We start from the raw sequence: 19,800 nt of genomic DNA, 5'->3' as shown, positions 1-19,800 counted from the left end.
GCCGATAAACAGTTTCAGCGGCTGCAGGCTGGGGCTGAAGTTTTTCAGCCAGGTCGCCAACCGTTGCCGGTTGAGCTGCGCCGCCGCGGCGTCGCCGGCAGGCAGCAGCAGGCTCCATTGTCCGGCACGCCCCAGCACTGGCAGGGCCGGTGGATGCTCCCGGGCGAATTGGCGCAGGCCCAGGGCGATACGGTCGCGGTGCTGCGCCAGCTGGGCCTCGACCTGTTCCGCATGGCCCTGGGCAAACAGCGGCTCGCCGCCCTCCAGTTGCAACTGGGCCACCTGCCACTGGCCGTCCATGGGCATGCCCAGCTGTCGCGCGCGGTGCAGCAGCAGCTCCAGGGATTGGTACTCGCCGCTCAACAGGCGCTCCAGCACGTCATGCCGCGAGCGTCCGACCTGCTCTGCCTGGACCAGTGCCGAGCCGATGGCCTGGGTCACCAGCACCATTTTCAGCGAGTAGGGTTGCTCGATCAGCGGCATGCCGGCGGCGTCGGCGGCGGCCAGCAGGCGCTCGGGGATCGCCTGGATATAGGCCGCGCCGGTCAGGATCACCAGGCCGGCGACCTGGCGCTCGACGGCTTCATCCAGCAACTGCAACAGGTTGGCTTGATCCCGGGGGTGGTTGATGCCGGTGACGAACACCAGCTCGCCGCCCAGCACCCACTCGGCAATCCCGCTGTTCTCCGCGACATAAGGCCAGCGCACCGGATTGCCGAGGCCGACCGCGCCGGCGCGCAGGCGCATGGACTCCAGCCCGGGCAGGGCCAGTACATCGTCGACCGTCAGGCTCATGCCTGGACGTCGGCCACGGCGCCACTGCGGGCGCCGAGCAGGCTGCTGAGCAGGATGTAACTCAGGGCGGCAGCGGCAATCCCCACCAGCGGCGCGACCCAGGGCGAGCTGAACGCGGTTACCGTGCCGATGGCGTAGGCGCCCAGGCCGGCCCAGTTGAACGCCGGCAGCCGGGTCTCGGCCAGGCGCGGGTACTGGCCCCGGTAGCGGTAGAAGAAGTCGGCCATGATCACCCCGCCAATCGGCGGGATCACCGTGCCCAGCAGGATCAGGTACGGCACCAGCATGTCGTACATGCCCAGCAGCGCGAGCAGGGTGCCGATCACCGCACCCACCAGGGTCACGGTCTTGCGCCGGCCGGTGCGCAGCAGATTGCAGCCAGCCACGGCGAAGTTGTAGATGGTGTTGTCCTGGGTGCTCCAGATATTCAGCAGCAGCATGGCCATGGCCGCCATGGCGAAGCCTTGCAGCAGAAGCACTTCGACCACGTCCGGTTGCTGGTAGACGATGGCGCCGTAGGCCCCGATCAGCACCATCAGGCCATTGCCGACAAAGAAGCCGATCAGGCTCGCCAGCACCGCGACCCTGGCCGAGCGCGAAAAGCGCGTCCAGTTGGTGGCCTGGGTCGCGCCGCTGACAAAGGTGCCGAACACCAGGGTGATGGCGGTGGACAGGTCGAGGCTGGTGTTCGGCACCACGGCCATCAGGCCTTGCAGGCCGCCAACCTTGACCGTGGCCACCCACATCGACAGCAGCAGCAACAGGCCCATGGCCGGCACCGCAATGTAGGAGAGGATTTCCAGCCCGCGATAGCCGACATAGGCGGTGGCGCAGAACACCATGCCGAACAGCACCATCAGGCCGAGCACGCTGCCCTGGCTCAACTCGAAGTATTTGCCCAGCACCACGGCGGCGGTCGCGGTGCCCCAGGCGTACCAGCCGATCTGGGTAAAGCCCAGGATCAGGTCGCTGAGTTTGCTGCCCACTTCGCCGAAACAGAACCGCCCCATCAGCACCGAATTCAGACCGCTCTTGAAGGCGATGTAACCCAGGCCCGCGGCGTAGATCCCCAGCAGCAGGTTGCCCAGCACAATCACCCCGAGCATTTCACCAAAGCTGAACGCCACCCCCAGCTTGCCCCCGGCGAACATGGTGGCGGTGAAAAAGGTGAACCCCAGCAGCACCATGGCCGTGGAGGCCAGCCCTTTGCGGGCGTGCATCGGCACTTCACTGAGTGGGTAGTCGTTGCCTGGATCGTTCTGCGTCATGAGCCTTCCCCTGGTGTGTCTGGTCTGTGGATGCAGACCCGTTGCAGCCAACGTGCCAACGGCCGAACGGTGACAGACGCACAGGCGCCCCTGTGCAACCTGCACAGGATTTATAGCCAAATCGACGGATTTTGCCGGATTGATTGTTCGCCTTGCCCAGTCAGGCACAAAAGCAGTGCGCCAGTGATACAAAGTGGATCACCGGCCCGGGGCTCAATCGAACAGGGTCGTGCGGGTTTCACCGCGATAAAAGGCAAAGGCCGCCGTGATGTCGCTTTCTATGGTGCGGCCGCGGGACAGCTCGGGCAGGGCGTCGAGGGCAAAAAACGCCGCGTCGCTGACTTCTGACCCGGCCAGCGGCGCTTGTCGGTCGTTGCGCTCACACATGAAGTACAGCTTGTAGAAGTCCCGGGTGTCGGGCTTGAACGGGCCCTTGGCCTTGTGCCGCAGGCTGTAGAGGGCGCTGACCGAAACTTCCAGGCCGGCTTCCTCGTGGATTTCCTTGGCGATGTTTTCCGCCGCCGACAGGCCGATATCGGCATAACCCCCCGGCAGCGCCCAGCAGCCGTCGTTGCGCTCGCGGACCAGGAGGATGCGCTCGTTCTCGATCAGCGCACCGCGCACGTCGACCATGGGCGTCGAGTAGCGCTGGGCGAAGTCGCTGACCAGGCCGGTGATGCGTTCCAGGGGCACGTCCCCCAGTTGCGCGAGCATGCCGTGGGCGATATCGGCGACTTGCTTATAGCGCTCGCGATCAAATTCATCGGTGCAGAAATGCAGGCCGGTGGAAGCGATGGCCTGCAAGCGTTTGGCATGGGCCAGCCAGGTGTTTTCCATGGCGATCTCCTGGTTGAGGGGGCGGGCGATCAAGGCGCGAGCGGGGCGCGCTGGGGTTGGCGCAACCAGTGCGCCAGGGCGCTTACGGCGCTGGCGGCATCGCGGCTGTGACCGGCCCAGGTGCAGGCCAGCATCAGGTTGCGCGGCAGGTTGAAGTCTTCCACCACAAAGCCCTGGGCATCATGCCCGTCGGCGTCATGGGGCACTTGCCGGCGCAAGGTCGGGGCGTCGTCGAAATAGGCCCACACCGGTTTGCCCAGGGCCACCGCCATGCCGATTTCAAAGCAGGTGCCGGAGTCCGGTTCCAGCCCGCGAAAGGCATTCAGGTTGGCCAGCACCGCGTCGCAGTCGTGGATCATTTGCCGGTTGTGCTGGCAGATCAGCCGCGCCGTGGCCTCGGGGGCCAGGCCGTCGGGCACCTGGTTGTCGAAGGGGTAGAGGCCCTCCAGGCCCTGGGCGGCGCAGAGGTCTTTCAGGTGGTGGCCGTGTTCGATGGCGTCTGGGCGAAACACATCGAAACCGGCGAGGTAGATGCGTGGGGGCATGGGCGCTGCTCCGCTGTTCGCCAAGGGCGATTGAACCGGCTGCGCGGGCTTACTCGCCGCGATAGATACAGCCGCTGGTGCAGGTCTCGTGGATGCGGATCGCACTGAGCTCCGGCAGCAGGGGTTTGAGTTCGTTCCAGATCCACTTGGCCAGGACTTCGCTGGTGGGGTTTTCCAGGCCGGGGATGTCGTTCAGGTAGTTGTGGTCCAGACGCTCGTAGAGCGGCTTGAAAATGGCTTTGATTTCCGAGAAATCACGAATCCAGCCGGTGTGCGGATCGAGGTCGCCGCTGAGGTGGATCGCCACCTTGAACGAGTGCCCGTGCAGGCGCCCGCACTTGTGGCCCTCGGGTACGTGGGGCAGGCGGTGGGCGGATTCGAAGGTAAATTCTTTGAAGATTTCCACAGTATCGGTCAGCTCTGGCAGGTGGCTATCGCCGGGGGGGCGGTTGGGGCAGGCGGCGAGTTTAACAGCTTGGCTTTGGCGCTGCGGGAAAACCCTGACTAAAGGGTCAGCAGGTTTTCCCCGAGGCGGCCGTTGGCGGCCAGGTCGAGAAACTCGTCCCCCAGGCGCCGGCTTTCGTCCATCGCGCTGCGCCAGTACTTCTGGCGCCCGGCGTCATCGCCCATGAAGCGCTTGAAGTCGCTGCGGTCCGGCAGTTTGCCGTAGGGCAGGCGCTCCAGGTATTGCCGCGACGGCGCCAGCAGCAGCACGTCTTGCAGGCGCTCGGTGCTGGCCCGGCGCCAGGGCAGGGTCTTGTCGAACCAGCCGGGGATCACCCGGTCGGTGAAGTGGGGGTAGAGCACGATATCGTCGCCGCTGTAGGGCAGGTCGAGGTGGTAATCCAGCAGGCCACCGTCGCGGAACGTACCCGCGCCGGCGCCGGGCAGGTCGCGCACGCCCTGCATCACCATCGGGATCGAGCCCGAGGCCAGCAGCGCCTGGCGCAGGTTGCCCAGGTCCAGGGCGACGAAGCGCGAAGGGAAGTCGTTGAGGGCCAGCAGCGGCGGCGCCAGGCGCGGATCGTGCAGCACCAGCCGTTCGAAGTGCCGGGCCAGGCGCGAGCGGCCGCGCAGGTTATCGGCGATCACCGAGGACAGCCCCAGCCCCAGGCGCCCGCGATGATCGTCGGCGAGCAGGCCGTGGCTTTTGACCACCATGATGTTCAGCCGATACAGCGGGTTGTCGAGGATGCTGGCGTCCTGGCCGTCCAGCAGTTCGTCGAGCATGCGTTGGGAGCTGTGGCTGATCTGCGCCATGTTCACCCCCTTGGCAAAACTCATGGCGTTGTACAGCAGCCCCAGGCGGCGGATGCCCTCGGCGGCATCCGCCAGGCAGGCACTGGCAAAGCGCCAGGAGCCCACCGAGGCGCCAATCAACGAACGCTCCCGGGGCGCCGCCGGCAACCAGTCACCGAACAGCGCCAGGTCCAGGCCTTGAATCCCCAGGGCCTTGGGTCCACCCGCCGCGCCGGGCAGGGTGCCGACTTCGGCGGCGCGCAGGCCGCTCTCGCGGATGCGCGCGAACGCTCGCGGGCCGGCCTTGAGGGTCAGGGCGGGGAACTTGATGTGGATAGCAGTCATACCGGTCTCAGTCGCAGGCGAGCAGGTGAGTATAAATAGAGGTGGCACGGCAGCCGAATGAAAGTTCGGTCCGGCGATACTGGCCATTCAGTTTCAATTAAGTTCAGTTGGGTATCTTCGGCGCCTTAGGCAACACCTGACGAATACGGAGATATTCCATGAAAACCCTGACTGCCCTGTTGACCGCCAGCATTATCGGTCTGACCGCCAGCCTGGCCCACGCCCGTGACCTGGGCCCCGACGAAGCCCTGAGGTTGCGCGACGCTGGTACCATTGTCTCCTTTGAAAAACTCAATGCCACCGCATTGGCCAGGCACCCGGGCTCCACCATCCAGGAAACCGAGCTGGAAGAGGAGTACGGCAAGTACATCTACCAGGTTGAACTGCGCGATGCCCAGGGCCTGGAGTGGGACCTGGAATTGGACGCCGTCAGTGGCCAGGTACTCAAGGATCATCAGGATACGTAATGAAGTGCAATCTGCGCCGTTGCAGTCGCTGGGCCCTGGTGCTGGCAGCGTTCTGCTCGCTGGCACTGGCCCGTGACCTGGACCAGGACGAAGCCCTGCGCCTGCGTCAGCAAGGGGTGATCCTGCCGCTCGAACAACTGCTGCAGCAGGCCCTGGACCGTTACCCCGGGGCCAAGCTGCTGGAGGCCGAGCTGGAAGAAAAACATGACGTCTACATTTATGAAGTCGAGTTGCTGACCGCCGACGGTGTGGTCCGCGAGCTGGACCTGGAGGCCGCCACCGGCCGCCTGTTGAAAGACAAGGAAGATGACTGATGCGCCTGCTTCTGGTGGAAGACCATGTGTCCCTGGCCGATGAACTGCTCGAAGGCCTCAATCGCCAGGGCTACGCCGTGGATTGGCTGGCCGATGGCCGCGATGCGGTGTATCAGGGCAGCAGCGAACCCTATGACCTGATCATCCTCGACCTTGGCCTGCCGGGTTTGCCGGGGCTGGAGGTGCTCAGCCAATGGCGCGCCGGCGGGCTCTCGACCCCGGTGCTGATCCTCACGGCCCGCGGCTCCTGGGCCGAGCGCATCGAAGGGCTCAAGGCCGGGGCCGACGATTACCTGACCAAACCGTTTCACCCCGAGGAGCTGCACCTGCGGGTCCAGGCGCTGTTGCGCCGCTCCCACGGCCAGGCCAACCAGCCAACCCTTCAGGCCGCCGGCCTGCACCTGGATGAAAGCCGCCAATGCGTGGTGCGCGATGGCCTGGATATCCAGCTGACCGCCGCCGAGTTTCGCCTGTTGCGTTATTTCATGCTGCACCCGCAGCAGATCCTCTCCAAAAGCCACCTCGCCGAGCACCTCTATGACGGCGAGACCGAGCGCGATTCCAATGTGCTGGAAGTGCACGTCAATCACCTGCGGCGCAAGCTGGGGCGCACGGTGATCGAAACCCGGCGCGGTCAGGGCTATCTGTTTGGCGCCCAGGCTTCGTGAGGTCGATCCAGCGCCGCCTGAGCCTGGGCTTGATCAGCGTGATGCTGATCGTCGGCCTGGTGCTGGCCCAGACCAGTCTCTGGCTGTTCGAAGTGGGCTTGCAGCGCTACCTCGAAGCCGGCCTGCGCGACGACAGTGAAAACCTGCTGGTGGCGCTGGTACGTGGGCCCCAGGGGTTGCAGCTGGATGAGCGACGCCTGTCGCCGGCGTATCAGCGGCCGTTTTCCGGGCACTACTTTCGCATCGACTTTGCCGACACCCATTGGCGCTCGCGTTCGTTGTGGGACCAGGACCTGCCGCAGCTGGCAAGCGCCGGCCTGCAAGGCAACCTGCAACTGGGCCCGGAGGGCCAGCAATTGCTGGTGCTGCGTTCAGACTATCGGCGCCTGGGGCAGTCGATCTCCATCAGCGTGGCCCAGGACTACACCCCGGTACGTGAGAGCTTTCAACGCATGCGCCAGATCGGCCTGGGCCTGGGGCTGGCGGGGCTGCTGCTGATTTTGCTGCTGCAACGCCTGACCGTGCGCCGCGCCCTGCGGCCCCTGGAAAAAGCCCGGGAGCAGATCGCCCAGTTGCAGCTGGGCCAGCGTTCGCAACTGGATGACCAGGTGCCCGTGGAGCTGGAACCACTGGTGGTGCAGATCAACCACTTGCTGGCCCATACCGAAGATAGCCTCAAGCGCTCGCGCAATGCCCTGGGCAACCTGGGGCATGCGCTGAAGACACCGCTGGCGGTGCTGCTCAGTCTGGCGTCGAACCCCAAGCTGGATGCCCACCCCGAAGTGCGCAAGGTGTTGCAGGAACAGTTGCAGCAGGTGCAGCAGCGCTTGAACCGCGAGCTGAACCGGGCGCGTCTGGCCGGCGATGCCTTGCCCGGCGCCCTGTTCGATTGCGATGGCGAACTGCCGGGGTTGCTGGCGACCCTGAACATGATCCACGGCGAACACCTGGCCCTGAGTTACCAGGCGGCGCCGGGGCTGCAACTGCCTTGGGACCGTGAGGACCTGCTGGAGCTGCTGGGTAATCTGCTGGACAACGCCTGCAAATGGGCGGATGCGGACGTCCGCTTGAGTGTCGGGCAAAGCGCCCAAGGTTTTTGCCTGGCGGTGGACGACGACGGCCCGGGCATCCCCGAGGCGCAGCGCGAACAGGTGTTCAGCCGCGGCACGCGCCTGGATGAACAGACCGATGGCCACGGCCTGGGCCTGGGCATCGTGCGCGACATCATCGACGTCTGGGGCGGCACCCTGAGCCTGGAGGAAAGCGCCCTGGGCGGCCTGCGGGTTGAAATCCACCTGCCGGGGCGCTAGTTGCCCCGCATCCCGTCCGCACCCGGCGCCCTGTAGCCGCTGCCGAAGGCTCGGGCCGCGTTCGGGCGCGGGCCTTGGGTAACACCGTAAATATCCCGCTGGAATATCGGCAGGCTGTGCCGGCCAGCGCAGCGGCTACAGGGATTACCGGGCTTAGACGCGGAATTGGTCCATCAGGCTTTGCTGCTGGTTGGCCAGGCTGTTCAGGGACTGGCTGACCCGCGCCGATTCATTGGCCTGTTCGGCCAGGGATTCGGTGACGTCGCGGATGGTTTCCACGTTGCCGTTGATCTCTTCGGCCACCGCGCTCTGTTCTTCGGCGGCGCTGGCGATCTGCAGGTTCATGTCGCTGATGACGGTCACCGCGTCGCCGATCTGGCGCAGGGCGGTGACGGCCTGGCCGACCTGCTCGACGCTGCCCTGGGCCTGGCGGTGGCTGTTGTTCATCGAGCCCACCACCTCCTGGGTGCCGGTTTGCAGTTGTTCGATCACCAGGCGGGTTTCCTCCACCGACTCCTGGGTGCGGCGGGCGAGGTTGCGCACTTCATCGGCCACCACCGCAAAACCACGCCCGGCTTCCCCGGCACGGGCCGCTTCAATGGCGGCGTTGAGCGCCAGCAGGTTGGTCTGGTCGGCGATGGCGCGGATCACTTCCAGCACCGAGCCGATTTTCTCGCTGTTGGCGGCCAGGCCTTCGACCTGGGTCATGGCGATGCTCATGTCGGCCGCCAGGTGGCCAATGCTGGTGGTGGTGCGGTCGATCACCGTCAGGCCTTCGCGGGTAGCCTGGTCGGCATCGCGCGCGGCGTGGGCGGCCTGGGCGGCGCTGCGGGCCACGTCCTGGGCGGTGGCGCTCATTTCATGGGAGGCGGTGGCCACCTGGTCGACCTGGCGGTATTGCTGCTCCATGCCGGCGCTGGTCTGGGTGGCGATGGCCGCAGACTGGTCGGCGGTGCCGCGAGCGTCCTGCACCGAGCGTTTCACCTCGGCGATGATCGGCTGCAACTTGTCGAGGAAACGGTTGAACCAGCCGGCCAGTTGGCCCAGTTCGTCCTGCTTGTCGTAGGCCAGGCGCCGGGTCAGGTCGCCCTCGCCACTGGCGATGTCTTCCAGCATGTGTGCCACGCCGAGGATTGGTCGGGTCACGCTGCGCGCCATCAGCCACACCAGCAACAGCCCGACGACCGCCGCCAGCAGGCCGAGGCTGAGTTCGATCAGGGTGCCGGCGCTGTTGCGCTCGTCGAGCTCGCCTTGCAGCACAGTGGCCGGGCCTACCAGCACGTGTTCCGGTACATCCAGCAGCACGCCCCAGGGCTTGCCGTCGGGAATCGGCGCGAAGGGCGCGAGCACTTTGAGCACGCTGTCGCTGTGCAGGCTGCGGGTCTGGGTGCCGCTGGCCAGCAGGCTGATCAACTGGCTGCCGCTGGCCTTGTCGACCTGCTCCAGGCGCTGGCTCAGCTTGCTGGCGTCCGGGCTGTAGGCCGCCAGCAGACCGACCGGGCTGATGATGCTGACGTTGGTCTGGCCGTCGTAGAGCTTCTTGCTCGCCTGTTGGCTGGTGGCCTGCAGGCTGTTGAGGTTGATGTCCACCGACAGCGAGGCGATGACTTTACCCTCGACCATCAGCGGGAAGACGATGCTGGTCATCAGCACCTGCTGGCCGTCGATGGCGTAGAAGTAGGGTTCGATCACGCAGGGCTTGAGGGTGCTGCGCGGGCAGGTGAACCAGGCGTTGGCCGGCTCGCCGCTGGGGCCGCTGCGGGTGTCGCTCATGTCGCTTTCGGGCAATGACATCGAGGTCAGCTTGCCCGGCGTGGGCTGGGACCAGTACAGGGCAAAGCGGCCCTTGTCGTTGCTGCCCAGTTCTTCCTGGCCGGTGAACAGCGAGTCCTTGCCGTCCAGCGCGTTGGCTTCGAACACCAGGGACAGGCCCAGCAACTGCGGGTTGGCCTGCAGCGCCGACTTGACCTGGCGGGTCAGGTCTTCACGCAGGTCGAAGGCGTCGAGAAAACGCTTCTCGGCCTGCTCCCGCAGGAACAGCACCTGGCGTGAAAAACCATGGCCGTATTGATAGGCGTCCATGAATTGTTGGCGAATCCCCAGCGCCTGCACCTCGCCCTGAGCCTCGATCCGCGCCTGGGCGGCTTCGTTGAGCATGTCCATGCTGGAGGCTTTCACCAGCTCGGAGTTGTGCTCCATGCGATAGAGCGAGAGGCCCACCAGCAAGGTGACGATACCCAGCAGGCAGAGTCCGGCCAGCAGGGTGATTTTCCATTGGATGGAAAGTTGTCTAAGCGACATGGGGCGTCCTTATTCGATAAATATCTGAGACTTTGCACTGTAACGGCCGCCAAAACCGATTCTTTAAACGCTTGTTCGAAATACCCCCCCCCATTCCCACCGCCACCTGTAGCCGCTGCCGCAGGCTTGGGCCGGGTTCGGACGCTGGCCCGTACCGACACCCACTTGTTTCAGTTGAAACAGGGCCCGCATCCCGACGCACCCCGAACCCGCGCCCGCCACCACAGGCGAGAAAGCGCGTTCCCCGTCCCCGGGTTTTGACAAGCCGCGCCCGCTGCTGCACAGTGCGCGCCCTCTAATAAGACCCTCTTTCCATTCGATGTCGGCAGCCTCCTGCCTTCTGGTCGGTCACATGCTTTTGCGCCATTTTCAGCGGCGCAGTAATGAGGTAACGATGATTAATGCAGTAATTGCCGCGGTCGGCGTCATGCTGGTGCTCAGCCTGTCCCGCGTGCATGTGGTGATCGCCCTGATCATTGGCGCGCTGGTGGGTGGACTCACTGGCGGCCTTGGGATCGAGGCCACGCTCAAGGCGTTCAACAGCGGCTTGGGCGGTGGCGCGACCGTGGCGTTGTCCTATGCCTTGCTCGGCGCCTTTGCCGTGGCGATTGCCAAGTCCGGCCTGGCCCACGCCCTGGCAGACAAGATCCTGCTGCTGGTGGACCGCCAGGACGCCCACGGCGGCGGCCAGGTCAAATGGCTGCTGATCGGCCTGCTGTGGGTGGTGGCGATTGCTTCGCAGAATATCCTGCCGATCCACATTGCCTTTATCCCGCTGCTGGTACCGCCCCTGTTGTATGTGCTGACCAAGCTGCAACTGGACCGTCGGCTGATCGCCTGCGTCATCACCTTCGGCCTGATTACCCCCTATATGTTTTTGCCGGTGGGGTTCGGCAACATCTTCCTCAATGAAATCCTGCTGGCCAACGTCGCCCGCAGCGGGGTCGATATCAGCCAGGTCAACGTCACCCACGCCATGGGCATCCCGGCCCTGGGCATGGTGTTCGGCTTGTTGATGGCCTTTGTCAGCTACCGCAAAAAGCGCGTGTATGACCTGGAAAAGATCGAGAAAGTCGAGCAGGTGACGGTGCAATACAACCCGCGCACCTTGCTGGTGGCGGGCCTGGCCATCGTGGTCGCGTTTGTGGTGCAGTTGCTGCTGGACTCGATGATTATCGGGGCTTTGGCCGGTTTTCTGATCTTCTCGGTGTCGGGCATCGTGCGCTGGCGCGAAACCGACGACCTGTTTACCGAAGGCATGAAGATGATGGCCATGATCGGCTTCATCATGATTGCCGCCTCGGGTTTTGCCGAGGTGATGAAGGCCACCGGCGAGGTCAAGACCCTGGTGGAAACCTCGGCCAGCTGGATCGGCCACAGCAAGGGCGTGGGTGCGCTGTTGATGCTGCTGGTGGGGTTGCTGGTGACCATGGGCATCGGCTCGTCGTTTTCCACGGTGCCGATCCTGGCCGCGATCTTTGTCCCGCTCTGCGTGCAACTGGGCTTCAGCCCCCTGGCCATCGTCTGCATCGTCGGCACGGCCGGGGCCCTGGGCGACGCCGGTTCGCCGGCCTCGGACTCGACACTGGGGCCGACCTCCGGCCTCAACATCGACGGCCAGCATCACCATATCTGGGACACCGTGGTTCCGACCTTCCTCCACTACAACCTGCCGTTGCTGGCGTTCGGTTGGGTGGCGGCGATGGTGCTCTGAACCCCTGAGCCGATGGCCCGGCGCTGCTGGGCTGCTTTAGCCCCCGCGCTCAGGCCCGCGGGGGCTCAACTTTTGATCCGGCGTGCCGTTAACGGCTTAACCACGCCAATAAAATCAAGAGTGAATACCTATGCGCCTAAGCTTGAAGGCCAAAGTCCTGTCCCTCGCGGTACTCCCGGTGTTGCTGTTTGCACTGGTGATCAGCCTGACCACGGTATTCATGCTCAAGCAGCAGGCCAGCAAAGAGGTCGAAGAGACCCGCCAGCGCCTGCTGGGCGAGGCCAAGGCCACCTTGCAGAGTTACGTGGAGGTGGCGCTCAACACCGTCAAGCCGTTGTATGACGCTGCCGCCAGCGGCGACCAGGCGGCCCGGGCCGAGGTGGTCAAGCTGCTGTCGAACATCACCTACGGCAAGGATGGCTACTTCTTCGGCTACGACTCCGAGACCGTGCGCCTGTTCAAGGGCAACAGCCCGGACGGCGTCGGCAAGAGCTTCAAGGACAACCGCGACCCCAATGGCGTGTACGTCAACCGTGAGCTGGTGCGGGTCGGCAAGGACGGCAGCCACTACGTGCAATACAGCTCGACCCAGCCGGGCAGCGATGTGCTGGTGCCCAAGCTCGGCTACACCGAATACCTGCCCAAGTGGGACATGGTGCTCGGCACCTCGGTCAACCTCGACGGTATCGATGCCCAGGTGGCGGCGGTCGAAGCCAGCATCAACCAGCGCATGGAAGGCATGGTCCTGAGCATTGTCGGGATTGCCGTGGTGGTGCTGTTGGTGATCGCGGCGCTGGGCCTGCTGGTGGCCAACACCATGCTGCGTCCGCTGCAACTGATGAAAGTCAGCCTCGACGATATCGCCGCCGGCGATGGCGACCTGACCAAGCGCCTGGCGATTACCAGCCAGGACGAGTTGGGCGACCTGGCCGGGTCGTTCAACCGCTTTGTCGACAAGATCCACGGCCTGGTGCGGCAGATCACCGAGATGACCAGCCAGTTGACCGGCCTGGTGACCCAGGTGTCCGATCAGGCCCAGCGTTCGGAACAGGCGATGGAGCGTCAGCGCCACGAGACCGATCAGGTGGCGACCGCGATCAATGAGATGTCCTCGGCCGCCCATGAAGTGGCGCGCAGTGCCCAGGGGGCGGCGGTGGCCGCGCAACAGACCGACGCCGAAGGCCAGGCCGCCAAGCGCGTGGTGGATGGCAGCATCGCCCAGATCCATGCGCTGGTCAGCGATATCCGCAGCAGCGGTACTTCCCTCGACAGTTTGCAGAAGGACGTGGCATCGATTGTCAGCGTGCTGGACGTGATCCGTTCGATTGCCGAGCAGACCAACCTCCTGGCGCTCAACGCGGCCATTGAAGCGGCGCGCGCCGGGGAGGCCGGGCGTGGTTTTGCGGTGGTGGCGGATGAGGTGCGGGCGCTGGCCAGTCGGACCCAGCAGAGCACCCAGGAGATCCAGGGCATGATCGACCGCTTGCAGCAGGGCACGCGGACGGCAGTGGAAGCCATGCGCCGCTCCAGCGATGCCGGCGATGGCACCTCGGCCCAGGCCAATGAGGCGGGGGCGTCGCTGGACACCATGGCGCAGTTGATCGGCACCATCAATTCGATGAACGCCCAGATCGCCAGCGCCGCCGAAGAACAGACCGCGGTTGCCGAAGAGATCAACCGCAGCGTGCATCAGATTGCCGTGGCGGTGGACAGCGTCGCCGACGAAACCCAGCTCGGCGCCCAGACCTCCCGCAGCCTGGCGGACCTGGGCCAGCGCCTGGGCAAGTTGGTAGGGCAGTTCCGAATCTAAGGCCAGCCCCGTCCCGTAGCCGGGCGGCTACGGTTGTGTTTATTCGGTGATATCGCGCATCAGCAGGCTGTAGCGCAGGTCGACCTGGTCGGGAATCGGCAGGTATACGGTGTGGCCGTCACCCGGGGCGACCTCGATGGCTTCGCCCTTGGCGTTTTGCAGTTGATGCAGGTCGAAGTGGAAGTTGCCCTTGGGGGTCATCAGCTCCATGTGGTCGCCCAGGGCAAAGCGGTTTTTCACCTTGACCTCGGCCAGCCGGTCGCGGCGTTCGCCGGTCAGTTCGCCGACGAACTGCTGGCGCTCCGAGACTGAGCTGCCGTTCTGGTAGTTCTGGTACTCATCGTGCACATGGCGCCGCAGGAAACCTTCGGTGTAGCCGCGCTGGGCCAGGGATTCGAGGTCGTTCATCAGGCTGCGGTCGAACTCGCGTCCGGCCGCCGCGTCGTCGATGGCCCGGCGATAGACCTGGGTGGTGCGTGCGCAATAGAAGTGCGACTTGGTGCGCCCCTCGATCTTCAGCGAATGCACGCCCATCTGGGTCAGGCGCCCGACGTGCTGCACCGCGCGCAGGTCCTTGGCGTTCATGATGTAGGTGCCGTGTTCGTCTTCGAATGCCGGCATCAGTTCGTCCGGGCGGTTGGCCTCCTGCAGCAGGAACACCTGGTCGGTGGGCGCCCCCAGGCCCAGGGTCGGCTTGGCGTGCGGTTCGAACAGTTGGACGATATCGCCGGCGGCATTCTCGGTGGCTTCCTGGGCCTTGTATTTCCAGCGGCAGGCGTTGGTGCAACTGCCCTGGTTGGCGTCGCGCTTGTTCATGTAGCCCGACAGCAGGCAGCGCCCGGAATAGGCCATGCACAGCGCACCGTGGACAAACACTTCCAGCTCCATGCCCGGCACTTGCTGGCGGATCTCGGCGATCTCTTCCAGCGACAGCTCGCGGGACAGGATGATCCGGCTCAGGCCCTGTTCCTGCCAGAACTCGACGCTGGCCCAGTTCACCGTGTTGGCCTGCACCGAGAGGTGGATCGGCATCTGCGGGAAGTGCCGCTGCACCAGCATGATCAGGCCCGGGTCGGACATGATCAGCGCATCCGGGCCCATGGCGATCACCGGCTCCAGGTCCTTGAGGAAGGTCTTGAGCTTGGCGTTGTGCGGGGCGATGTTGACCACCACGTAGAAACGCTTGCCCTGGGCCTGGGCTTCCTGGATGCCGAGGGCCAGGTTGGCGTGGTCGAATTCGTTGTTGCGCACCCGCAGGCTGTAGCGCGGCTGCCCGGCGTAGACCGCGTCGGCGCCGTAGGCAAAGGCATAGCGCATGTTTTTCAGGGTGCCGGCGGGGGCGAGCAGTTCGGGTCGGGCGAAGAGCGTCATGGGGCTGTCGGTCGCAAAAGGTCGCGAGGGTAAAGCAGTGCGCTCCGGGGTTTATTGATCTGGATCTATGCTCCATGCACAAAAGATGGCACTTGGACGCACAGCGGTTGACTAAGCCTCTGGACGCCCGTCAGCGTCCCGCGGCTTATCGAACTGGATCGGATATGAATCAAACCAACCTGCAAAACAAAAGCCTGCTGGTACTCCTGGTACTGGTGACGGTCGCCTTCATCTGGATCCTCCTGCCGTTCTACGGCGCGGTGTTCTGGGCGGTGATCCTCGGCATCGTCTTCGCCCCGCTGCAACGCCGGCTGCAATTGAAGTTCGGCTGGCCACGCAACCTCACGTCACTGTGCACCCTGGGCATCTGCCTGGTGATCGCGATCCTGCCGGTGATCATCACCAGCGTGCTGCTGGTGCAGGAAGGCACCAACGTCTACAAGAACATCGAGAGCGGGCACCTGGACATCGCCGGCTACCTGGCGCAGTTCAAGCACGCGTTGCCGCCGTACTTCCAGCACCTGCTGGACCGCTTCGGCATGGGCGAGCTCGACGGCCTGCGCGAGAAAATCGTCAAGAGTTCGATGCAGGGCAGCCAGTACCTGGCCAGCCAGGCGTTCAGCTTCGGCCAGGGCACGTTCGAGTTTGTGGTGAGCTTCTTCATCATGCTCTACCTGCTGTTCTTCTTTCTGCGCGATGGCGCCGAACTGGTGCGCAAGATCCGCACTGCGGTGCCCCTGGCGGAACATCAGAAGCGCCGTCTGCAACTCAAATTCAACCGAGTGGTGCGCGCCACCGTCAAAGGCAACGTGCTGGTGGCGGTGACCCAAGGGGCGCTGGGCGGGATGATTTTCTGGTTTCTCGACATCCCCAGCGCTTTGCTGTGGGCGGTACTGATGGCTTTTCTGTCGTTGTTGCCGGCGGTGGGAGCGGGGATCGTCTGGGCACCGGTGGCCGCGTACTTCCTGCTCAGCGGGGCGATCTGGCAAGGGGTGGTGCTGGGCTTGTTCGGGGTATTTGTGATCGGCCTGGTGGACAACGTGCTGCGCCCGATCCTGGTGGGCAAAGACACCAAGATGCCGGACTACCTGATCCTGATCTCGACCCTGGGTGGCCTGGCGATCTTCGGGCTCAACGGTTTTGTCATCGGTCCGCTGATTGCGGCGTTGTTCATGTCCAGTTGGGCGTTGTTCGTCGAAACCCGGCCGCGGGTGCAGTTGCCTTAGGCGACCAGCATCGGCTGTTCGAACTTCAGCGACAGTGCCTGCGCGGCGGGAAGCGAGGTCAGTGGGCCGCTGATCGGTTCGCCGTCCCGCACCAGGTACCAACAGGCGAGCAATCCTAGCTCTCTGAGCGGTGCGGGAACGGCGCTGCCGATAACGGACATGATCTGAACCTTGTGCATAAGTGCCTCCATCAATCAGTGGGGCTACCTTACAAAGCTCAGGGTGTTACGAAAAATCACCACGCTCGATAGTCGACATTGATGGCAACGACGGCGGTTGTGGTCTGGCGCGTGGTTTCAGTCCACCACCTGGTCGAGCATGTTCAGCACTTCCTGATCATTGAGCAGGCCTTTGCGCACCAGGTTTTCTGCCAGCAGCGAAAGAAACTTGGCGCTGCGATGGCCCTCCAGGTGCTTGAGTTCGGTCAGCGCACTGTAGACCTTGCTTGAGGTGCAGAGGCCGGCGATGCGGTGCGGGTTTTGCGTGGGCATAGGGTTCGTCCTTGTTTTTATGAGCCTGTTGGCATGGACAGGTCCGATCTTGCGGACCTGACATGGCAGATATATGACGGTCGGGCGCACCATGGGTGCGCGGTGACGGCCTTACTATTGCCGGATTTACAGGCAATTACTGTTCCGTCAGCGACCTGAGATTGAGATATTCAGACATTTGGATGATGGCCAAATGCAACAAGCCCCGCTTTGGGGGCGGGGCCTGTCAGGGTGGAGCGGGCTGCTTACCAGCGGCCAGGGCCGTAGTAGTGGCGAGGCGGGCCGTAGTAGCCACGGGGCGGGCCGTAGTACACCGGTGCCGGGCGGTAGTAGACCGGCGCTGCTTCGACATACACCGGTTGCGGCTGGTAGTAGACCGGAGGCGGTGCGGCATACACCGGCTGTGGTTGGACGTACACCGGTTGCTGTTGCACGTACACCGGACGTTCCTGGTTGGACATGACGGAGCCCATTACCGCAGCACCTACGACAGCACCCAACACGGCCGGCCCGGCCCAATTGCCGCCATGAGCGGAGGCTTGGCCAGCGACAGCGAGTGCACCAATGAGCAAGGCTATCTTGGGGATTCTGGAAATCATGGTAGTTCCTCGGTTCAACCCCGGGCTCGTGGTCTGCAATAGACTCAAGGACTGTCGCGGGGATACTTCTAAGACAGCGGTTTTGGCAAAAACTGCACAGCCGCTGAGTAAATATTGTGTAAGGTCTGTACCGGCTTCTTTACCGTCATCCCTGGGCGGTAATGCCACCTTCAAACTTGGCGTCGATATGATCAGGCACAAGGCGTACGACGGGTTAATCCGTCTATCCGAAAGTGCCTTGCGAGGAGATTCACATGCAAATGAACCCCAACAAAGACACTCAGTTGTGCATGTCATTGTCAGGGCGTCCGGGGAACTTCGGCCTGCGCTTTCATAACCACCTGTATCAACAGCTGGGCCTGAATTTTTACTACAAGGCCTTCAGCAGCCAGGACCTGCCCGGGGCTATTGGCGGGATCCGGGCCTTGGGGATTCGCGGTTGCGGCGTGTCGATGCCGTTCAAGGAGGAGAGTATCGAGTTGGTGGATGAACTGGACGCGTCGGCGCAGGCCATCGCCTCGATCAACACCATCGTCAACACCAATGGCCACCTAAAGGCCTACAACACCGACTACATCGCCATTGCCCAATTGCTGGCCGCGCATCAGGTGCCCCAGGCCTCCAGTTTTGTCTTGCGCGGCAGCGGCGGCATGGCCAAGGCGGTGGCCAGCGCCTTGCGCGATGGCGGCTACAGCAACGGCATTATCGTTGCGCGCAACCAGAGCGCCGGGCGCGCGCTGGCGGACTCCCTGGGGTATCAGTGGCAGGCCGAGCTGGGTGATGTGCGGGCGCAGATGCTGATCAACGTCACGCCGATCGGCATGGCCGGCGGTGCCGAAGCCGACCAACTGGCGTTCCCGGCCGAAGCGATCGCCGAGGCGCAGACCGTGTTCGATGTGGTGGCGATCCCGGCGGAGACTCCATTGATCCTGCGCGCCAGGGCCGAAGGCAAGCACGTGATCACCGGTCTGGAAGTGATTGCGATCCAGGCCCTGGAGCAATTCGTGCTGTACACCGGCGTACGTCCGAGCGAAGCGCAATTCCAGCAAGCGGTGGCATTTGCGCGGGAGCAGGAGGTCAGGTAATGGGATGGGCCGATAGGGCCACAGCCTCGTGCCTCGGCAGCGGCTACAGGATGTAGGCGCTGTCGGGGAGGAGGGGTCAGCCTTCGAGTTTTGCCAGGCGCTCTTCGAGGGCGGCGATGCGGGCTTCGAGTTCTTCGATGCGTTCGGCGGATACACCGCTGCCGCTGCTGCGCTCAACCGGATTCTGGCGTGCGGCCAGAATCGCCTCGATATCCGCCGGATCCCCCAGGGCGTGCATATAGCGGTCTTCGCGTTGCCCCGCCTGGCGCGGAATCAGCAGCGCCAGGCCCCGGGCAATCAGGCGCTCCAGCTGATGCACCACCTGCTCGGCGTCTTCGAAATCATGCATGCGCCCGCTGCGGGTCAGCAGTTCGTTGACGGTTTGCGGGCCACGCAGAAACAACAGGCCGCTTAACACCACCTGGGCCGGCACCAGCTCCAGGGCCTTGTCCACGCGATGCTCCCAGCGATCGGCGCGGCTGCCCATCACCAGCCGGGTAAAGCCTCGGCCTTCAAGCGCGCGCAGGCTTTGCCCGACCTGGCCCTGGCTCAGGTTCATCACCGGTTCGCGACTGGTTTTCTGGTTGCAGGCGAGCACCAGGGCATTGAGGGTCAGGGGATAGGTTTCCGGGCTGGTGGCCTGTTTTTCGATCAAGGAGCCAAGAATACGGATTTCCGTACTGTTGAGCCGCAGTTCATCAACGGAGGTCTCTTGCTCAGTGCTCATCGCGCTTTCCCTATGCTATGGAAGGCGACTAGCCTAATCCTTGCGCGAGAAAAGACAAGCCGCCCGCCGAGCGCAAGGATGTCTATAATCGCGCCACGCTGTATTCTGCCACCCATGTCGAGACTGTCATGACTATTTCCCTGTACGCCGCCTCCGTTCCCGTCTTCAAGCAAATGCTCACTGCCCTGAGCGATGTGCTGAACAAGGCCGAAGCCCATGCCACGGCGAAGAACATCGACGCCAATGCCTTCCTGCAGGCCCGCCTGTACCCGGACATGTTTCCCCTGGTTCGCCAGGTGCAGATCGCCGTGGACTTCGCCAAAGGCGTCAGCGCCCGCCTGGCCGAGGTCGAGCTGCCCAAGTACGACGACAGCGAAGTCACCTTCGCCGACCTGCAAGCCCTGATCGCCAAGGTCCTGGCCTTTATCGACGGGATCCAGCCAGCGCAGATCGATGGCAAGGAAGGCATCGAAATCATCACTCGCCCTGGCACCCCGAAAGAGAAGCGCTTCAGCGGCCAGTCCTACCTGCTGACCTACGGCCTGCCGCAGTTCTTCTTCCACGTCACCACCGCCTACGCCTTGCTGCGTCACAACGGTGTTGAAGTCGGCAAGCGCGACTACATGGGCGCTTTCTAAGCCCCCAGGCTGCAAAAAGCCCGGCAAGGTGTGAGCCTTGCCGGGCTTTT

At 64.0% G+C, this 19,800-nt stretch carries 21 protein-coding genes and 2 pseudogenes; 10 read left to right on the top strand and 13 right to left on the bottom strand.

What is annotated here, in order from left to right; all coding sequences use genetic code 11:
• The 6 genes from CF161_RS12065 to CF161_RS12040 form a co-directional block, all read right to left on the bottom strand.
• Window positions 1–795: PucR family transcriptional regulator ligand-binding domain-containing protein (locus CF161_RS12065; RefSeq protein WP_020296851.1), on the bottom strand; the 795-nt coding region annotated here is incomplete at its 3' end.
• Window positions 792–2,063: a cytosine permease gene (codB, locus tag CF161_RS12060; RefSeq protein ID WP_020296850.1), complete on the bottom strand. Its 1,272-nt coding sequence runs from the start codon at window positions 2,061–2,063 to the stop codon at window positions 792–794. The genes CF161_RS12065 and codB, both read right to left, overlap by 4 nt.
• Before the next feature lie 213 nt (window positions 2,064–2,276).
• Complete coding sequence (locus CF161_RS12055) at window positions 2,277–2,900, bottom strand: NUDIX hydrolase (protein WP_020296849.1); 624 nt, start codon at window positions 2,898–2,900, stop codon at window positions 2,277–2,279.
• Between the two features lie 29 nt (window positions 2,901–2,929).
• Entirely contained in the window at window positions 2,930–3,445 is a 516-nt protein-coding gene (locus CF161_RS12050) for a nucleoside 2-deoxyribosyltransferase (RefSeq protein WP_020296848.1), read from the bottom strand.
• Window positions 3,446–3,494: 49 nt separating this feature from the next.
• Window positions 3,495–3,851 (bottom strand): 6-carboxytetrahydropterin synthase QueD, encoded by a 357-nt coding sequence (gene queD, locus CF161_RS12045; RefSeq protein ID WP_003190259.1) that lies wholly within the window; start codon window positions 3,849–3,851, stop codon window positions 3,495–3,497.
• A gap of 98 nt (window positions 3,852–3,949) precedes the next feature.
• Window positions 3,950–5,029: a hypothetical protein gene (locus tag CF161_RS12040; protein ID WP_020296847.1), complete on the bottom strand. Its 1,080-nt coding sequence runs from the start codon at window positions 5,027–5,029 to the stop codon at window positions 3,950–3,952.
• Between the two features lie 158 nt (window positions 5,030–5,187).
• Here CF161_RS12040 and CF161_RS12035 point away from each other — a divergent pair, with 158 nt between their 5' ends.
• From CF161_RS12035 to CF161_RS12020, 4 genes are read left to right on the top strand one after another with little or no spacing between them, the layout of a single operon-like run.
• Window positions 5,188–5,496, top strand: coding sequence for a PepSY domain-containing protein (locus tag CF161_RS12035; RefSeq protein WP_020296846.1), 309 nt, complete (start codon window positions 5,188–5,190; stop codon window positions 5,494–5,496).
• The gene (locus tag CF161_RS12030) at window positions 5,496–5,810 is read left to right on the top strand and encodes a PepSY domain-containing protein (RefSeq protein ID WP_020296845.1); all 315 of its coding nucleotides are present in this window, start codon (window positions 5,496–5,498) and stop codon (window positions 5,808–5,810) included. Before CF161_RS12035 ends, CF161_RS12030 begins: the two co-directional genes overlap by 1 nt.
• Window positions 5,810–6,478, top strand: a complete 669-nt coding sequence (locus CF161_RS12025; RefSeq protein ID WP_020296844.1) for a response regulator transcription factor — start codon at window positions 5,810–5,812, stop codon at window positions 6,476–6,478. Before CF161_RS12030 ends, CF161_RS12025 begins: the two co-directional genes overlap by 1 nt.
• Window positions 6,475–7,788, top strand: a complete 1,314-nt coding sequence (locus CF161_RS12020) for a sensor histidine kinase (RefSeq protein WP_020296843.1) — start codon at window positions 6,475–6,477, stop codon at window positions 7,786–7,788. Before CF161_RS12025 ends, CF161_RS12020 begins: the two co-directional genes overlap by 4 nt.
• 153 nt (window positions 7,789–7,941) lie before the next feature.
• Here the strand turns inward: CF161_RS12020 and CF161_RS33620 are convergent, their stop codons facing one another.
• Window positions 7,942–8,697: a methyl-accepting chemotaxis protein gene (locus CF161_RS33620; protein WP_371106523.1), complete on the bottom strand. Its 756-nt coding sequence runs from the start codon at window positions 8,695–8,697 to the stop codon at window positions 7,942–7,944.
• A 102-nt stretch (window positions 8,698–8,799) separates the two neighbouring features.
• Window positions 8,800–8,946 (bottom strand): annotated as a pseudogene (locus CF161_RS33615) (HAMP domain-containing protein); the annotation flags it as partial.
• A 1,540-nt stretch (window positions 8,947–10,486) separates the two neighbouring features.
• On the opposite strand from CF161_RS33615, the gene CF161_RS12010 reads away from it, so the two are divergent.
• The 3 genes and pseudogenes from CF161_RS12010 to CF161_RS33605 all read left to right on the top strand — a co-directional run bounded on the left by CF161_RS12010 (window position 10,487) and on the right by CF161_RS33605 (window position 13,613).
• Window positions 10,487–11,803: a Na+/H+ antiporter family protein gene (locus CF161_RS12010; protein WP_177326773.1), complete on the top strand. Its 1,317-nt coding sequence runs from the start codon at window positions 10,487–10,489 to the stop codon at window positions 11,801–11,803.
• Between the two features lie 130 nt (window positions 11,804–11,933).
• Window positions 11,934–12,707 (top strand): annotated as a pseudogene (locus tag CF161_RS33610) (cache domain-containing protein); the annotation flags it as partial.
• 84 nt (window positions 12,708–12,791) lie between these two features.
• The gene (locus tag CF161_RS33605) at window positions 12,792–13,613 is read left to right on the top strand and encodes a methyl-accepting chemotaxis protein (RefSeq protein WP_371106522.1); all 822 of its coding nucleotides are present in this window, start codon (window positions 12,792–12,794) and stop codon (window positions 13,611–13,613) included.
• 39 nt (window positions 13,614–13,652) lie between these two features.
• Here the strand turns inward: CF161_RS33605 and yegQ are convergent, their stop codons facing one another.
• Complete coding sequence (gene yegQ, locus CF161_RS12000) at window positions 13,653–14,984, bottom strand: tRNA 5-hydroxyuridine modification protein YegQ (protein WP_020296839.1); 1,332 nt, start codon at window positions 14,982–14,984, stop codon at window positions 13,653–13,655.
• 164 nt (window positions 14,985–15,148) lie between these two features.
• Between yegQ and CF161_RS11995 the strand changes: the two genes are divergently transcribed.
• Window positions 15,149–16,210 (top strand): AI-2E family transporter, encoded by a 1,062-nt coding sequence (locus tag CF161_RS11995; protein WP_020296838.1) that lies wholly within the window; start codon window positions 15,149–15,151, stop codon window positions 16,208–16,210.
• On the opposite strand, the gene CF161_RS11990 is transcribed toward CF161_RS11995, so the two are convergent.
• The 3 genes from CF161_RS11990 to CF161_RS11980 all read right to left on the bottom strand — a co-directional run bounded on the left by CF161_RS11990 (window position 16,207) and on the right by CF161_RS11980 (window position 17,300).
• A complete protein-coding gene (locus tag CF161_RS11990; RefSeq protein ID WP_020296837.1) occupies window positions 16,207–16,389 on the bottom strand; it encodes a hypothetical protein in 183 nt (60 codons plus the stop codon). The genes CF161_RS11995 and CF161_RS11990 overlap by 4 nt on opposite strands.
• Window positions 16,390–16,506: 117 nt before the next feature.
• Window positions 16,507–16,701, bottom strand: a complete 195-nt coding sequence (locus CF161_RS11985) for a hypothetical protein (protein ID WP_020296836.1) — start codon at window positions 16,699–16,701, stop codon at window positions 16,507–16,509.
• 245 nt (window positions 16,702–16,946) lie between these two features.
• Window positions 16,947–17,300, bottom strand: a complete 354-nt coding sequence (locus CF161_RS11980; protein WP_043229212.1) for a hypothetical protein — start codon at window positions 17,298–17,300, stop codon at window positions 16,947–16,949.
• Between the two features lie 254 nt (window positions 17,301–17,554).
• Here CF161_RS11980 and CF161_RS11975 point away from each other — a divergent pair, with 254 nt between their 5' ends.
• Entirely contained in the window at window positions 17,555–18,385 is an 831-nt protein-coding gene (locus CF161_RS11975) for a shikimate 5-dehydrogenase (RefSeq protein WP_020296834.1), read from the top strand.
• Window positions 18,386–18,461: 76 nt separating this feature from the next.
• On the opposite strand, the gene CF161_RS11970 is transcribed toward CF161_RS11975, so the two are convergent.
• Complete coding sequence (locus CF161_RS11970) at window positions 18,462–19,112, bottom strand: YceH family protein (protein ID WP_020296833.1); 651 nt, start codon at window positions 19,110–19,112, stop codon at window positions 18,462–18,464.
• 128 nt (window positions 19,113–19,240) lie between these two features.
• On the opposite strand from CF161_RS11970, the gene CF161_RS11965 reads away from it, so the two are divergent.
• The gene (locus tag CF161_RS11965) at window positions 19,241–19,750 is read left to right on the top strand and encodes a DUF1993 family protein (RefSeq protein WP_020296832.1); all 510 of its coding nucleotides are present in this window, start codon (window positions 19,241–19,243) and stop codon (window positions 19,748–19,750) included.
• The last annotated feature ends 50 nt before the right edge of the window (window positions 19,751–19,800 follow it).

The sequence above is a fragment of the Pseudomonas sp. CF161 genome (assembly GCF_000416215.1).
Classification (GTDB): Bacteria; Pseudomonadota; Gammaproteobacteria; order Pseudomonadales; family Pseudomonadaceae; genus Aquipseudomonas.
Note: the sequence above shows the minus strand (reverse complement) of the source record. Positions and strands in the feature narration are given on the sequence as shown.

What these genes read in the sequence shown, in the direction of transcription:
- codB (WP_020296850.1), bottom strand. Translation starts at nt 2,063, where the DNA reads ATGACGCAGAACGATCCAGGCAACGACTACCCACTCAGTGAAGTGCCG.
- CF161_RS12055 (WP_020296849.1), bottom strand. Translation starts at nt 2,900, where the DNA reads ATGGAAAACACCTGGCTGGCCCATGCCAAACGCTTGCAGGCCATCGCT.
- CF161_RS12050 (WP_020296848.1), bottom strand. Translation starts at nt 3,445, where the DNA reads ATGCCCCCACGCATCTACCTCGCCGGTTTCGATGTGTTTCGCCCAGAC.
- CF161_RS12040 (WP_020296847.1), bottom strand. Translation starts at nt 5,029, where the DNA reads ATGACTGCTATCCACATCAAGTTCCCCGCCCTGACCCTCAAGGCCGGC.
- CF161_RS12035 (WP_020296846.1), top strand. Translation starts at nt 5,188, where the DNA reads ATGAAAACCCTGACTGCCCTGTTGACCGCCAGCATTATCGGTCTGACC.
- CF161_RS12030 (WP_020296845.1), top strand. Translation starts at nt 5,496, where the DNA reads ATGAAGTGCAATCTGCGCCGTTGCAGTCGCTGGGCCCTGGTGCTGGCA.
- CF161_RS12025 (WP_020296844.1), top strand. Translation starts at nt 5,810, where the DNA reads ATGCGCCTGCTTCTGGTGGAAGACCATGTGTCCCTGGCCGATGAACTG.
- CF161_RS33620 (WP_371106523.1), bottom strand. Translation starts at nt 8,697, where the DNA reads ATGGAGCAGCAATACCGCCAGGTCGACCAGGTGGCCACCGCCTCCCAT.
- CF161_RS33605 (WP_371106522.1), top strand. Translation starts at nt 12,792, where the DNA reads ATGACCAGCCAGTTGACCGGCCTGGTGACCCAGGTGTCCGATCAGGCC.
- yegQ (WP_020296839.1), bottom strand. Translation starts at nt 14,984, where the DNA reads ATGACGCTCTTCGCCCGACCCGAACTGCTCGCCCCCGCCGGCACCCTG.
- CF161_RS11995 (WP_020296838.1), top strand. Translation starts at nt 15,149, where the DNA reads ATGAATCAAACCAACCTGCAAAACAAAAGCCTGCTGGTACTCCTGGTA.
- CF161_RS11990 (WP_020296837.1), bottom strand. Translation starts at nt 16,389, where the DNA reads ATGCACAAGGTTCAGATCATGTCCGTTATCGGCAGCGCCGTTCCCGCA.
- CF161_RS11985 (WP_020296836.1), bottom strand. Translation starts at nt 16,701, where the DNA reads ATGCCCACGCAAAACCCGCACCGCATCGCCGGCCTCTGCACCTCAAGC.
- CF161_RS11980 (WP_043229212.1), bottom strand. Translation starts at nt 17,300, where the DNA reads ATGATTTCCAGAATCCCCAAGATAGCCTTGCTCATTGGTGCACTCGCT.
- CF161_RS11975 (WP_020296834.1), top strand. Translation starts at nt 17,555, where the DNA reads ATGCAAATGAACCCCAACAAAGACACTCAGTTGTGCATGTCATTGTCA.
- CF161_RS11970 (WP_020296833.1), bottom strand. Translation starts at nt 19,112, where the DNA reads ATGAGCACTGAGCAAGAGACCTCCGTTGATGAACTGCGGCTCAACAGT.
- CF161_RS11965 (WP_020296832.1), top strand. Translation starts at nt 19,241, where the DNA reads ATGACTATTTCCCTGTACGCCGCCTCCGTTCCCGTCTTCAAGCAAATG.